Annotated in this window: 14 protein-coding genes; 9 read left to right on the top strand and 5 right to left on the bottom strand. The window is 55.0% G+C overall.

Features of this window, described 5'->3' with window-relative positions; translation table 11 throughout:
* Nucleotides 1-12: 12 nt before the first annotated feature.
* On the bottom strand, nt 13-819 hold the full coding sequence (locus ACR0L4_RS14180; RefSeq protein WP_170764665.1) for a phytanoyl-CoA dioxygenase family protein: 807 nt from the start codon (nt 817-819) through the stop codon (nt 13-15).
* Nucleotides 820-842: 23 nt separating this feature from the next.
* The gene (locus tag ACR0L4_RS14175; protein WP_170432403.1) at nt 843-2000 is read right to left on the bottom strand and encodes a M24 family metallopeptidase; all 1158 of its coding nucleotides are present in this window, start codon (nt 1998-2000) and stop codon (nt 843-845) included.
* A 198-nt stretch (nt 2001-2198) separates the two neighbouring features.
* On the opposite strand from ACR0L4_RS14175, the gene ACR0L4_RS14170 reads away from it, so the two are divergent.
* The 9 genes from ACR0L4_RS14170 (at nt 2199) to ACR0L4_RS14130 (ending at nt 9573) form a co-directional block, all read left to right on the top strand.
* The gene (locus tag ACR0L4_RS14170; protein WP_170432400.1) at nt 2199-3044 is read left to right on the top strand and encodes a transporter substrate-binding domain-containing protein; all 846 of its coding nucleotides are present in this window, start codon (nt 2199-2201) and stop codon (nt 3042-3044) included.
* A 65-nt stretch (nt 3045-3109) separates the two neighbouring features.
* The gene (ehuC, locus tag ACR0L4_RS14165; RefSeq protein WP_170432397.1) at nt 3110-3775 is read left to right on the top strand and encodes an ectoine/hydroxyectoine ABC transporter permease subunit EhuC; all 666 of its coding nucleotides are present in this window, start codon (nt 3110-3112) and stop codon (nt 3773-3775) included.
* A 3-nt stretch (nt 3776-3778) separates the two neighbouring features.
* Nucleotides 3779-4447, top strand: coding sequence for an ectoine/hydroxyectoine ABC transporter permease subunit EhuD (gene ehuD, locus ACR0L4_RS14160; RefSeq protein ID WP_170432395.1), 669 nt, complete (start codon nt 3779-3781; stop codon nt 4445-4447).
* A complete protein-coding gene (gene ehuA, locus ACR0L4_RS14155) occupies nt 4447-5262 on the top strand; it encodes an ectoine/hydroxyectoine ABC transporter ATP-binding protein EhuA (protein WP_480513658.1) in 816 nt (271 codons plus the stop codon). Before ehuD ends, ehuA begins: the two co-directional genes overlap by 1 nt.
* A 60-nt stretch (nt 5263-5322) precedes the next feature.
* Nucleotides 5323-6126: an aspartate dehydrogenase gene (locus ACR0L4_RS14150; protein ID WP_170686464.1), complete on the top strand. Its 804-nt coding sequence runs from the start codon at nt 5323-5325 to the stop codon at nt 6124-6126.
* Between the two features lie 4 nt (nt 6127-6130).
* A complete protein-coding gene (locus tag ACR0L4_RS14145) occupies nt 6131-7096 on the top strand; it encodes a threonine ammonia-lyase (RefSeq protein WP_336509504.1) in 966 nt (321 codons plus the stop codon).
* A 35-nt stretch (nt 7097-7131) separates the two neighbouring features.
* A complete protein-coding gene (locus tag ACR0L4_RS14140) occupies nt 7132-7794 on the top strand; it encodes a GntR family transcriptional regulator (RefSeq protein ID WP_170432389.1) in 663 nt (220 codons plus the stop codon).
* A gap of 158 nt (nt 7795-7952) precedes the next feature.
* A complete protein-coding gene (locus ACR0L4_RS14135; RefSeq protein ID WP_170432386.1) occupies nt 7953-8726 on the top strand; it encodes a type 1 glutamine amidotransferase in 774 nt (257 codons plus the stop codon).
* A 166-nt stretch (nt 8727-8892) separates the two neighbouring features.
* Nucleotides 8893-9573, top strand: coding sequence for an IS6 family transposase (locus ACR0L4_RS14130; RefSeq protein WP_170432380.1), 681 nt, complete (start codon nt 8893-8895; stop codon nt 9571-9573).
* 190 nt (nt 9574-9763) lie between these two features.
* Here ACR0L4_RS14130 and ACR0L4_RS14125 read toward each other — a convergent pair whose 3' ends face one another.
* The 3 genes from ACR0L4_RS14125 to ACR0L4_RS14115 all read right to left on the bottom strand — a co-directional run bounded on the left by ACR0L4_RS14125 (nt 9764) and on the right by ACR0L4_RS14115 (nt 12688).
* Nucleotides 9764-10558, bottom strand: coding sequence for an ATP-binding cassette domain-containing protein (locus ACR0L4_RS14125; RefSeq protein WP_170432456.1), 795 nt, complete (start codon nt 10556-10558; stop codon nt 9764-9766).
* 2 nt (nt 10559-10560) lie between these two features.
* Nucleotides 10561-11619: an ABC transporter permease gene (locus tag ACR0L4_RS14120; RefSeq protein ID WP_254436332.1), complete on the bottom strand. Its 1059-nt coding sequence runs from the start codon at nt 11617-11619 to the stop codon at nt 10561-10563.
* Nucleotides 11620-11728: 109 nt separating this feature from the next.
* Nucleotides 11729-12688, bottom strand: coding sequence for a substrate-binding domain-containing protein (locus tag ACR0L4_RS14115; protein ID WP_170686465.1), 960 nt, complete (start codon nt 12686-12688; stop codon nt 11729-11731).
* Between the last annotated feature and the right edge of the window lie 90 nt (nt 12689-12778).

The raw sequence follows: 12778 nt of genomic DNA, 5'->3' as shown, positions 1-12778 counted from the left end.
GTTCAAATACAGCTACCGGCTCCACACAAGCGGCAGCAGTTCGCCTACAATGGGTTCACCTTCCTTCATTCCATGAGCCTGCCAGTATTCTGTCTGCGCGTCGGTCCAACTGCCTCGTTTTTCAAACGCTGCATTCCCGTGGGCGAAGCGCATTGTCAGACGGTTGACGGTACGTTCAGGCGGTACAGGGTTGGGGGCGCCATGCAATGTATGGGAATCGAAGATCAGGCAATCACCGGGGTCCAGATCAAATTCCAGCACGTCATAATCATCCAGATTTTCAGTGAAGTCCGGTGTGGGCTCATAGGGTTCCTGTAGTGCTGCCTTTTGTCCGGTGCCGGCAAAGCTGAGAGGCATGAATTTGCGCCCCCATTTGTGCGAACCCTTGAGGAAGACCACGCCCTCACCCTGACGAACGGGTTCAAGTCCCATCCACAGTACACACCATTCGCCGCTGACATCGAAATAGGGGTTGTCATGGTGCCAGGGCGCTCTGTTGACCGCGCCGGCCTCGCGCACCAGCCAATTGTCAGTCACGAGTGCAACGGAACTGGCCTCCATCGCTTCGCCTGCAAGTTCCGCCGCTGGAGAATTGAAAATGAAATTCTTCATGTGGGCATTTTCGCGCCAGATCCACATGTCTGTGCAGTAGGTGCCCGGATTGGTGTCTTTGGAATAGTCCAGATACATCGGCCCCGGATTGGCGCGACCAAATTCAATCGAACTTCGCACTTCGTCCAACCATTCCTGCGAAAATGCGTTTTTGATCTGAACCACGCCATCGTTTCGATAAGCGGTCATGTGTTCTTGCGTCAGCATTGTGTGCCTTTCGGTGCGTGTCATCACTTTATGACAAGGCTTTCAGGTGTTGTGGCGGTCAGCACTTCGGCACCATCTTCGGTGAGAATGACCGTGTTCGAGATGAAGTAGTCGACGACGTCGGTGTCTGTGAACCAGCTGTGGGCGTGGAACACCATGCCGACCTCCAGCGTGCGTTCTGACCCGGGGAAGAGGCTGGTTACCATGGACCCACCTGTCCAACTGGGTGAGAATCCGATGCCCACCATATAACCGCAATGATGCCGTTCGTAGTCTGCCAAGCCGCCGCTTGCGGCTACCTCGCGCCAGGCGGCGTATGCCTCCCCGGCCTTGCCGCCTACTTTCAATGCACTGCAGATTGCCTTCATGCCGTCCATGGCCAGCTCTGCCGACTTCTCAGCCCCCTCCGGCGCGCTGCCCACAAAGACCAACCGGCCCATAGGCGCGTGATATTTGCGATAGGATGCGGCATTTTCCAGAAACACCGCGTCACCAGTTCGGAAGGTTTCGCCACGCCAGGTCGTATGCTCTTCGCCCGAGCGTGTGGCTGGACGAATGAACGGGCCAAAGCCGGTCGGCTCACTACCTGCCAGAGTCGAGGCGCGCATGTACTCCGCGGCAATCTCATAATCTGTCGCGCCGTCGCGGATCAGGTCAATGCAAGCGCTCATGCCGACATCTGCGGCCTTGGCGGCCTTGCGTGTGTATTCGATTTCCAGCGGGGATTTTGCCTGTCGCAGGTTGTCGACCAGACCGGATCCGTCCGCCCATTCGACGCCCTCCGCCTTTGCCAATATCCCTTCGGCATGATGCAGGTGCAAGAACAGGCTGCGCCTTTCGAGCGCGACGCGACCACCGGACAGGCCTAGGTCCTTCATCGCCTGTACCACGTAGTCAGAAAGCTCTTCGTGATCCTGATGACCATAGAACCGGGCGTTTCTCACCTGATTGTCAAACGTGATCTTTTCCATGGCCCGGCAGATCAGCGCCATCTCGCCATCTCGGTTCACAACGAGAACATGGGCAGCAAAGAACCCCCAGTGGTCCAAACCGGTCAGATAATAGATGTTTTCGGGCACCGAGATAACGATCCCGTCCAGATTCTGCTCGGACAGGACGGTTTTTACACGGTTGAGTCGGTGGTCCAGCTCCTCTTTTGGGAACGGGGCGTGTTCGATCATTCGGTGTCTCCTAACTGAGATTGATTCCACTGCGTCGACTGTTAAGGTATACCAATGATAAGTCAAGAGGCTGGCGCTGTTCATGATAGGCCCCAAAATATTGGGACATTTTTGCGAAATTGCAGATTTATGTTGAGAAACTTCCCAAAAAGGTATACCAATACGCCGTAGTTCAGGGAATCAATCAGGGAGAGACCAATGAGCCAAATACTAAGAACCACTATTATCGCCGCGACAACCATTGTGGGTGTCGCGACATCGGCGCTGGCGGGTCCACTCATGGATCGTATCGAAAGTGGTGAGACCATTCGGATTGGTTTCTCCAATGAAGTGCCGTGGTCTTACCCCGGCGACAACGACGCACCACTTGGATTTGCAAACGTACACACGCTGGGTGTCCTGAAGGCAATGGGCTACGACAACATCGAGCCCGTCGTGACAGATTGGGGTGGATTGATCCCGGGCCTCAAAGCCAATCGCTTTGATATCATCACGGGTGGCATGTACATTCTTGAAGCGCGTTGTGAGAGCATTGATTTCTCCGAGCCGATGGGGATTTTTGGCGATGCCTTTGTGGTTCCCGCTGGCAACCCGAAGAACATCACCTCTTATGCTGACATCAAAGATCAGGGGGCCACGATGGTCACTGGCGCCGGTTACAACACGGTTGATGCCGCCAAACGCGAAGGCGTGGCAGCCGAGCAGATCCTCGAAGTGCCCGGGCCAACTGAGGTGCTAGCCGCAATGCGTGTTGGTCGTGCTGACGCAGGTGCTATGACGTTCTTCACGGCGCAAAACCTGGCGGCCCAATCCGATGGCGAGCTTGAGGTCACCGATCCTAACGCGTTGCCCGAATGGACCCAGAACTGGGTTGGTATCGGTTTCCGCCCGGAAGACAGCGACTTTCTTGAGGCCTTCAATGCCGCGCAGGCAGAGTACTTGGGTTCAGAAGAGATGTTGGCCGCCGTTGCGCCATACGAATACACTGAATTTCAGGTTCCGGATCCAAGCGTGAAAACCGAATGGATTTGCCAGAACCGTTGACGGCATTGCTTTAGCAGGCGGGTCAGGTTCGGCCCGCCTTTTACGTCCGCCATCCGGGATACGTCATGTCATATTGGGAATTTCTCGCCGAAAACGCGCCGCGTTTTCTGGACGGAACGCTGGTCACAATCGCGCAGTTTTTTCTGTCGGCAGCGCTTGCCATTGTGCTCGCTCTGACCGCAGGGTTGATGAAACTGTCACGGAATATTGCGGTGCGCTGGACGGCCGGCGTTTACATTGAAATCTTCCGGGGCACGTCTCTTTTAGTGCAGCTTTATTGGATTTTCTTTGTCCTGCCTCTCTTCGGATTGACGCTGGACAAGTTCTTTGCCGGTTTCATTGCGGTCGGGCTGAACCTCGGGGCCTATGGTGCCGAACTCGTGCGTGGCGGCATTCAGTCGGTGCCCAAAGGGCAGTGGGAAGCGGCTTATGCGATCTCGATGTCTCCGGCCAAACGGATGTATCGGATCATCCTGCCACAGGCGTTTTTGAACATGCTGCCGCCTTGGGGCAACCTGATGATCGAACTGCTGAAGGCGACCGCGCTGGTGTCGTTGATTTCGGTTACTGACCTGATGTTCGAAGCCAAGCAAATAAACGGCTCCACCTTCCTGTCAGCGCAGGCTTTCGGGACAGCACTGATAATTTACTACATTCTTGCGCGGCTGATCGTGACGCCGTTCATGCGGTGGCTCGAACGCTTCATGGCACGCAAATTGGGGAGGGCGTAAGCTATGTTTGACTGGCGTTGGGATTTTACCTTTGAAATTCTTCCCCGGCTTTTACAGGCCACGCTGAACACGCTGGCCGCTGCCGGAATCGGCTATGGGATCGCAGTGGTACTGGGGCTGGTTTTTGCACTGGCGCAACGCACACCGTCGCGCATCGTCACAATGGTGGTGCGGGAATGTGTCGAATTCATCCGATCGACGCCGCTGGTGCTGCAGATTTTCTTTGTGTTCTTTGTCGGCCCGCAATTCGGGATACGCCTCAGCCCCTGGGTGGCAGGGATGATCGCCATCGGGCTGCATTATTCGGCCTACCTGTCCGAGGTTTATCGCGGCGGCCTCGAGTCGGTGCCGAAAGGACAGTGGGAGGCTTGCACCGCACTGAACCTGAGCACGACCAAGACCTATTTTCGCGTTATCATCCCCCAAGCCCTGCCGCCCTCAATGGCTGGGATGGGCAATTACCTGGTTGGGATATTCAAGGACACACCGATGCTGTCGGTTATCGGCGTGGCCGAGCTGATGCAGGCGGCGAATGCCATTGGTGGGTCAACTTACAGGTATTTGGAACCCTATACCATGGTCGGGATCATCTTCCTGGCGATTTCACTGCCCGCAGCCGGGTTGATCAAACTCTTTGAGGCCTGGGTGCGCAAGAAACTGGGAATGAACTGATGGAAGATATGTCTCAATACCCAACTGAGTTGAGTGGGCCCGATGTGCCAATGGTGCGGTTCATGAACGTAACCAAAAGCTATGGTGCCCTGACCGTACTGGACAGTCTGCATCTGGACGTGTCGGAGGGTGAGATGGTCACCGTGATCGGCCCGTCCGGATCGGGCAAAACCACCGTTCTGCGCATGCTGATGACTTTGGAAACCATCAATGGTGGTGTGATCTATGTCGACGGCAAACCGCTTACCCATATGGAAAAGAACGGGGTTCTGGTGCCGGCGGACGCGAAATACCTGCGCCGGGCCCGGTCCTCAATCGGCATGTGTTTCCAGCATTTCAACCTGTTTCCACATATGACCGCCCTACAGAACTGCATGGAAGGGCCTGTGCAGGTGCTGGGTTTGCCAACGGCTGAGGCCCGAGAACGGTCCGAAGAATTGTTGTCGATGGTCGGTATGATCGACAAGAAGGACCAGCATCCTTCGCGCCTGTCGGGTGGTCAGCAACAACGTGTTGCTATCGCCCGGGCGTTGGCCATGCGCCCAAAGGTGATGCTGTTTGATGAAGTCACCTCGGCGCTTGACCCCGAGGTAATCGGTGAAGTGACCGGCGTCATCCGCAAACTGGTGGCCGAGCACAACCTCACCATGTTGATGGTGACACACCAGATGGGCTTTGCGCGTGACATTTCAGATCGCGTTTGTTTCTTCTACCAAGGGAAGATCGAAGAACAGGGTCCTCCGGAGGATCTGTTCGGCAATCCCAAACGCGAACGCACACAGCAATTCCTGTCAGCAGTAAAAGCGGCGGATTGAGCCTTGCACCTGACGTCATGATACGGTTCCCGAGGAACCGCCACCAAAGAAAGACCTGTTATGAGAATTGGAGTTGCCGGTATCGGAGCTGTCGGTGCGGCGGTTGCACGCGCATTGGACAACGGTGAAGTTCCAGGATGTGCGCTGGGTGGTCTGGCGGCGCGAACCAGCGAAAAGGCGGCTGCCCTGAATGATACTCTGAAACATCCGGCGCATGTAGTGGATTTCGGAACGTTGGCCTTGACCTGTGATTGTGTGATCGAAGCTCTCCCCCCCGCATTGTTCGGCGATCTGGCTGACCCGGTTTTGCGGGCAGGCAAGCAACTGATTGTGCTTTCGGCCAGCCAGTTGCTTGCCCGGGACGACCTAATCTCTCTTGCGGCGAAAAACGGTAGCCGCATTATGGTCGCATCAGGTGCGATGCTGGGTCTGGACGCGTTGAATGCAGTGAATGTCGGCCAGATTCATTCGGTCACAATAGTGACCCGCAAACCGGTCGAAAGCCTTATCAGGGCACCTTTTGTCGCGCGGTTGGGCATGGATCTAACCGCGCTTCAAGGGCCAAAACAAGTGATCGCAGGCAGTGTCACCGAAGTGGCACGCGAATTCCCCGCCAACGTGAATGTCGCGGCAGCGATCAGCATGGCCGGGCTTGGTCCAGACAAGACCCGCATGGAGGTCTGGGCTGATCCATCCCTGACGCGAAACACACACTCGGTAGAGGTAACTTCCGACAGCTCGGATTTCACAATGTCTATTCAGAACCGGCCGAGCGCTGAAAACCCGGCTACCGGCATCATCACCGCCCGAAGCGTGATCGCCCTTCTACGCCGCTTTCATTCAACTTTGCAGGTGGGGACGTGACGCAGTGTTGACCATTGAAATGATCACTCAGGCTGCCGAGCGGTTACAGGATGTCGTGATCCGAACCCCGTTGTTGGAATCTCCACTGCTCAACAACGCGCTTGGGTTCCGGTTGCTGATCAAATCGGATTGCCTGCAAAAGACCGGCTCGTTCAAAATACGTGGTGCTTACAACAAGATTGCGTCGCTTGGCGAAGGCCAGCGCAAGGCAGGGGTCGTGGCATATTCATCCGGCAACCACGCACAAGGCGTTGCGGCTGCCGCAAACGCGATGGGGGTTTCGGCTAAGATAGTGATGCCAGCAGATGCGCCCCGCATAAAGCTGGACAACACCGCCCAGTGGGGGGCCGAGGTTATCACCTATGACCGACAGACGGGTGACCGGGCCAAAATAGCCCAGGACATCGCCGAAAAAACCGGCGCAACGCTGGTGCCGCCCTATGACGATTACGACCTGATGGCCGGGCAAGGTACAACTGGGCTGGAAATAGCTGAGCAATTGGACGCGCTTGGCGTAAGGGCGGATAGAGTCATTTGCCCTGCCGGAGGTGGCGGGCTAATCGCCGGGCTGTCTACTGCCATGCTCGCGCGCCATGAGGACACTGAAATCTGGGCGGCTGAACCCCGGAATTTTGATGATACCAAGCGCTCTCTAGAAGCGGGAACTGCCCTGTCGATTGAGCCGGGTCACAGCTCGATTTGCGACTCGATCGTGACCGCGCGACCCGGACAGCTAACCTTTCCAATCAACCTGAAGACCCTGTCGGGTGGCTATTCCGTCAACGAGCTAGATGTTGTTGCCGCAATGCGGACTTTGTTCACAGAGCTCAAGGTTGTTGCCGAACCCGGCGGCGCAGTTTCAGTGGCCGCAGCCGTGTCAAACAAACGCGCCTTGCAAGGGCAGACCGTCGTTGCTCTGGTGACGGGCGGCAACGTTGATATGGACAGTTTTCTCACGTGGATGGCATAAGTTGGCGAATACCCGTTATCGATAGTGAGCAACGCATGACGAAGAACGATATCTATCTCGAGATGCGCCGGCGTATCTGCCTTCTTGACTATCAGCCGGGAACGCGCCTGAACGAGCGGGAATTGGCAACGGAATTTGGCGTCAGCCGCACGCCGATGCGGGCCGTGCTGCAAAAGCTTGAACACATCGGTCTGATCTCCAGCCAGCACGGGCATGGCACCATCGTTACCTCAATCGATCTGAAATCCATGCGCGATGTCTATATCGTGCGCATGAGGCTCATGGATGCGCTGGGTGATTCCGCTCCGTCCCCTCGGAATCCGGCCATACTGGACGAGATGCGCGAGTTGGAAGCGCGATGCGATGCGATGCTGGATAGTCACGACAAACGCGAATTCGCGCGCGTGCTTCTGCGCTTGCACAAAATCCTGCATGGGTTGACCACCAACGCGGTGCTGGAGGATATCAACGACACATTATTCTATCAGTCCGCGCGCTTTTGGTTCTTGTTGCTGGATCGCGTCGAGATGCGCGTCCAAGTCGAGGATTTGAAGGATGAGATCCGAATATTGCGCCGCAGTCTGGAGATCGGCGATATCAAGTTGACGGCCTCGATCCACAAAACCTATCTCAGAGTGGTCGTGTCGCGTCTGGATGCCATCCAAGAGGAAGGCGGTGTTCTTTTTGAAGCAGAGTGATCCTTCATAGGTATACCTATATCTTCATTGGGGCACATTTTGGTAGATTATCCAGTTAAAATCATTGAATTGGTATACAATTTGAGCTAGATTTCTTCAATCATTGAACATCGGGGCGGCCGCAGCGTCTGCCCGCCCAAGATAGCGAAAGAAATACCATGACCGATACAGCCGGGAACTCTTTGCTGTTCATTTCCATGTTGGGTGAGAATGAGCTTTTCAACCCCGATCACTTTGGAGGCTTGTGTACTTCCGGCCAGGAAAAAGATTGGATCGTGGACTGGTTTGGACCCGTGGCGCTGGAAACGGGTTTTTCACTATCCGGCGTCGACATTTGTCGCGGTGATGCACTGCCTGCGGTGGATGATGTCGATTGTGTCATCCTCGGCGGCACGATGCATGTAGTCACCGAGGACCGCCCCTGGCTGCACGCGCTCTATTCCTGGTTGCGCCGGTATCGCGATGCCGGGAAACCTTTGCTTGGCATTTGTGGTGGACATCAATTGGTGTCTACGCAGTTCGAGGATGGCGTGCTTGATGGCCGTACCGGAGGTACGCTTGCCGGAACCTATGAGATTGAGCTGACAGACCTTGGGCGCCAGCACCCCCTTTTTGAAGGCCTGTCCACATTCCCCCGTTTCAACTTTGCCAACTATCTGCATGTGATTCCGTCAGAAGCGCAGAAAGCAAAGGTACTGGCCCGCATCGGTGAGAGCAACGCCATCTGTATCGACCACGGCAACCATTGGTATACGACACAATTCCATCCGGAATCCCGCCGATCAGTCTGGTCCTGCATGTATGAACAGACCGAGCCAGAGCATGTCGAGAACTATTCGGATGATCAGGATGGTGCGGCCTTGCTTCGAAACTTCATGGCAATTGCTGCGAAAGAGTTGAATAAACAACGTCCAGTCACGTTGAGTCCATAGGACCAATACGGAATCTGAACTCGTTTTCGCTATTGTTCGAAAAATAACGCCGACAAATGCTCAGACTGTTTCAGCGTTCCTGGATCTGTTGCAAACTTTTAGCTGTTGACGCTCTTCGGTGCTGCGAGTGAATGGCTATCGTTATTTTCAACTCGAGAGTCGGTTCATGATCTCTTTCAAAGGCGCACAATATCCGAAAGACGTGATCCTGTTTGCGGTCTTCTTCTATGTCCGTTTCGGCGTGTCCTATCGCGATCTGGAAGAAATCATGCTCGAGCGAGGCGTCACGGTGGATCACACCACACTGAACCGCTGGGTGACAAGGTATTCTGGCGCAATTGCTGATGCAGCGCGTCGTCGCAAGGGACCATGCGACCGCTCCTGGAGAATGGATGAAACGTACATCAAAGTAAAAGGCACATGGGTTTATCTTTATCGTGCCGTAGACAAACACGGCAAAACTCTTGATTTCATGCTGTTCGAGCGTCGAAACAAGCCGGCCGCCACAAGGTTTTTCGCCCGAATGATGGAGGTCAACGGTCTGCCGCGAAAGATCGTTATCGACAAAAGCGGTGCCAACACCGCTGGCATCAAGGCAATCAACAAGATGCTTGCGGGTTTTGGCTGCCCCATCCCGATCGAGATGGTCAGGCGGAAATATCTGAACAACATCGTAGAACAAGACCATCGTTTCATCAAAAGGCGAACTCGCCCGATGCTCGGTTTCAAGAGCTTTGCCTCAGCTGCAGCAACACTTGCTGGCATCGAGGTGTCGCACATGATCCGAAAGGGCCAATTCGCGCCCGGACTCTGTCCGTTTAAACAATTCGCTGAACTGGCAGCTTAACTTCGTTCTGATCGCCAAGACAATTCGGTAAGCTCAAAACTTTGCAACAAAGCCCTATGCGAACGACTTGACGGTCTTTTCCAGTGATGGCCACACACCTGATATATTTTGGGCGGCCATCTTTTCATGATCGCCGCCCAAAATCACGAATTCGATCATGGCAACGCGTTCTGTCATTTTGATACCAACCTCAACTCGCCTGAGGTGCGCCGATGGCGGCTTCAAGATCTGCCATGCTCTCTCCACCGGCCATCAGGTCCGCGATTTCTTCCCGAGACTTTTCGCCCCTCTTAAAGTCTGCGGCAATGGCGCCCCGAATAAGCACCGCGAAATGGTCGCCTACCGAAAGGGCATGCATTACTTGATGGGTGATGAAGATCACCGCCAGACCGCGCCGCTTGGCTTCGTTGACGATGCGCAGGACATGCGCCGCCTGTTTGACGCCGAGCGCTGCGGTCGGCTCATCCAGAATCAGAACCCGTGCCCCGAAATAGACTGCGCGGGCGATGGCCAGTGACTGGCGTTCACCACCCGAAAGTCCGCCCACAAAACGATCACCGTCAGTGATCCGGGTAATGCCCATCTTCTGTACTTCTTCCACCGCAATACGGTTCGCCTTTTCACGATCGTATACTTTGAACGGCCCGAGCCCCTTGGTGGGTTCCATCCCAATGAAGAAGTTTTTTCCGATTGACATCAGTGGGTAAGTCCCGCCGAACTGGTGCACAGTGGCGATCCCGCGCTCCTGCGCGTCACGCGGGCTGGTGAAAGACGTGGGGGTGCCATCCATGAGGATTTCACCGCGCGTTGGCGCATGCACCCCGGCCATCGTCTTGATCAGTGTTGACTTGCCGGCGCCGTTGTCGCCGAGAAGGCAAAGCACTTCGCCAGCATTCACCTTCAGGCTTATCTCATGCAATACGTCGATTGGCCCAAAGGACTTGTCGACTTTGCGAAGTTCCAAAACGGTGTTTGCTTCAGACATGCTTAATCCTCTTTCTTGCCAGTTGACCAATTGGTCGCCAGCCTTTGGAAGGTTCCGTTCATGAGAACTGCGATTAGCAGCATCACACCGATGATTAACAACGAATAGTTTCGGTCAATCTCGGTATAGTTGATGCCCTGCTGTACGATACCGAGAGTCATGGTCCCGAAGACCACTCCAACGACCGAGCCAAAACCACCGTTGAGCAGCACTCCACCAACAACACACGCAATAATCGTAAAGAAGATCATGTTGAAGAAGGTTGCAGATTGGGCGGAGTTGAACTGGATCACCTGAAGCATTCCCGCCAAAGACGTGCACACCGCACAGAGAATGAACAGCCCAATCTTCATTTTGCTAACCGGGATACCGGCATTGTGAGCACTTTCGGGGTCCCCGCCCATGGCAAACACCCAGTTACCCCAAGGTGACTTGTGCAGAAAAAACCAGAATATGACGATCAGACCCAACCACCAGAAAACCGATGTGCGGAAGCCAAAATAGCGTGTGCCAAATACTGCTTTCGCCCAATCCGGTGAGTTAAGAGAGACGTTGGTGTTGTTTATGAGGAGGTCGGACAATGCCAGTGTCAGCCCCCCTACAGCGAAGAGCGTGGCCAGCGTAACAATGAAAGACGGCACTTGGGTGCGTGTCACCAACAGCCCGTTGATGAGCCCGACTCCAGCGGCCATGGCCAGGGTGGAAACCATGCCCAGCCACATCGGGAAGTCATAGTGATTTACGGAAATCCCCAACATCATCGCTGATGCAGGCATGACGGCGCCGGTTGATATGTCCAATTCACCCGAGATCATCAGGAATGCAACTGGGATTGCAATGATCCCCACCGTGCTGGCGAAATTCATCCAATTGGCAAAGCCAGCAAATGAAAGAAAGTTCCGGTGATAGCCGAACATTGCGAAGATTACAAAAACAACTAGCATCCCGATAAGGGCACCCATGGCCGGGCTTCTCATGAGCTCGCCAAAAGAAAACGTGCTTTTGGCCTCGCCGGAAACAGAGCTTTCTGCAGCCGCATATTTCGTATTTACTTTTGACAAAGCGTCTCTCCAATTCTTCCCTTCACCCGACGGATCGCTCGAACGCATCGAGTGCCTGAACGGGAGTCCGGCCGCTCCGATTGAGGCGACCGGATTTTGTCATATGGCCTTAGCGTGCGCCAGCTTCCACACCCGCGAACGTCGCGTCGATATTCGATGAGTCAACGATCGCCGGGCCGGTCAATACCGGTTCAGTGGCAATCTTGGTGCCGAAGTCAATGTTGGCAGCTAGCGTAGAGACCGACAGAAAGCCCTGATAATAAGGCGTCTGGTCAATAGCCATTGCCTGGGTCCCGGCCTTGATGCGGTCCAGCGTTGCGGGGCTCAGGTCGAACTGACCCAACTGAACAGATTCCACCTTGCCCAGTTGTTCGATCGCGGCGAATGCGGCACTGGCGGACCACGACGCAAGTGTAATGACGCCGTCGATGCTTGGATCGCCATTCAGCTCAGATTCGATAGCTGCTGACGTCCCCGCCATATCGCCGTCCAACGTTGTTGGAAGACGCAAAATTGTAACTTTTGCACCAGATTCACTCGCACCGTCTTCAACACCTTTGCAGCGCGCTTCGAGGTTCACGGTTCCAGGGATCTGGATGTGGCACAGAATGTGCGTGGAGCCACGCTCAGCCAAATATTTGCCTCCAGCAACGCCAGCGACGTACTCATCAGAGCCAAAGTAGTTTAGAGCACCGGACTCTTCGAGGGAGTCACCGCCGCCGTTCAACAACGTCACAACGATGCCGGCTTCCTGAGCAGCTTTGATTGCCGGGAGCTGTGCGTTGGGTTCCGGCAGAACGGTTGCAATTCCGTCTACGCCCTGAGCTGTCGCTTGCTCGATCAGCGTAGCCAAGTCCGCGCCATAGTTGTCATAATTGTTGGTCTGCAGGATATTGACCGAACCGCCACGTGCCTCAATGGCCATGGCGGCATCTTCGGCACCCTTCTTGACGACATTCCAGAACGAGTCCTGATTAGAGCCAATAACGAGGGCAATGTCTGCCGCCATGGCAGCGCCTGCCGTCATCGAAGCGACAACTGCTCCCACGATGGTTTTCTTCAAAGTCATGTCGTATACCTCCTCTGTTTGTTACCGCCACTGGCGGCACGACATACTAGGTTTCCCTGTCTGCCAACTCTCCAAGATCGTCAGGCAGGG

The sequence above is a fragment of the Ruegeria sp. AB5 genome (genome assembly GCF_056542645.1).
This window is presented reverse-complemented; position numbering and strand designations above follow the sequence as displayed.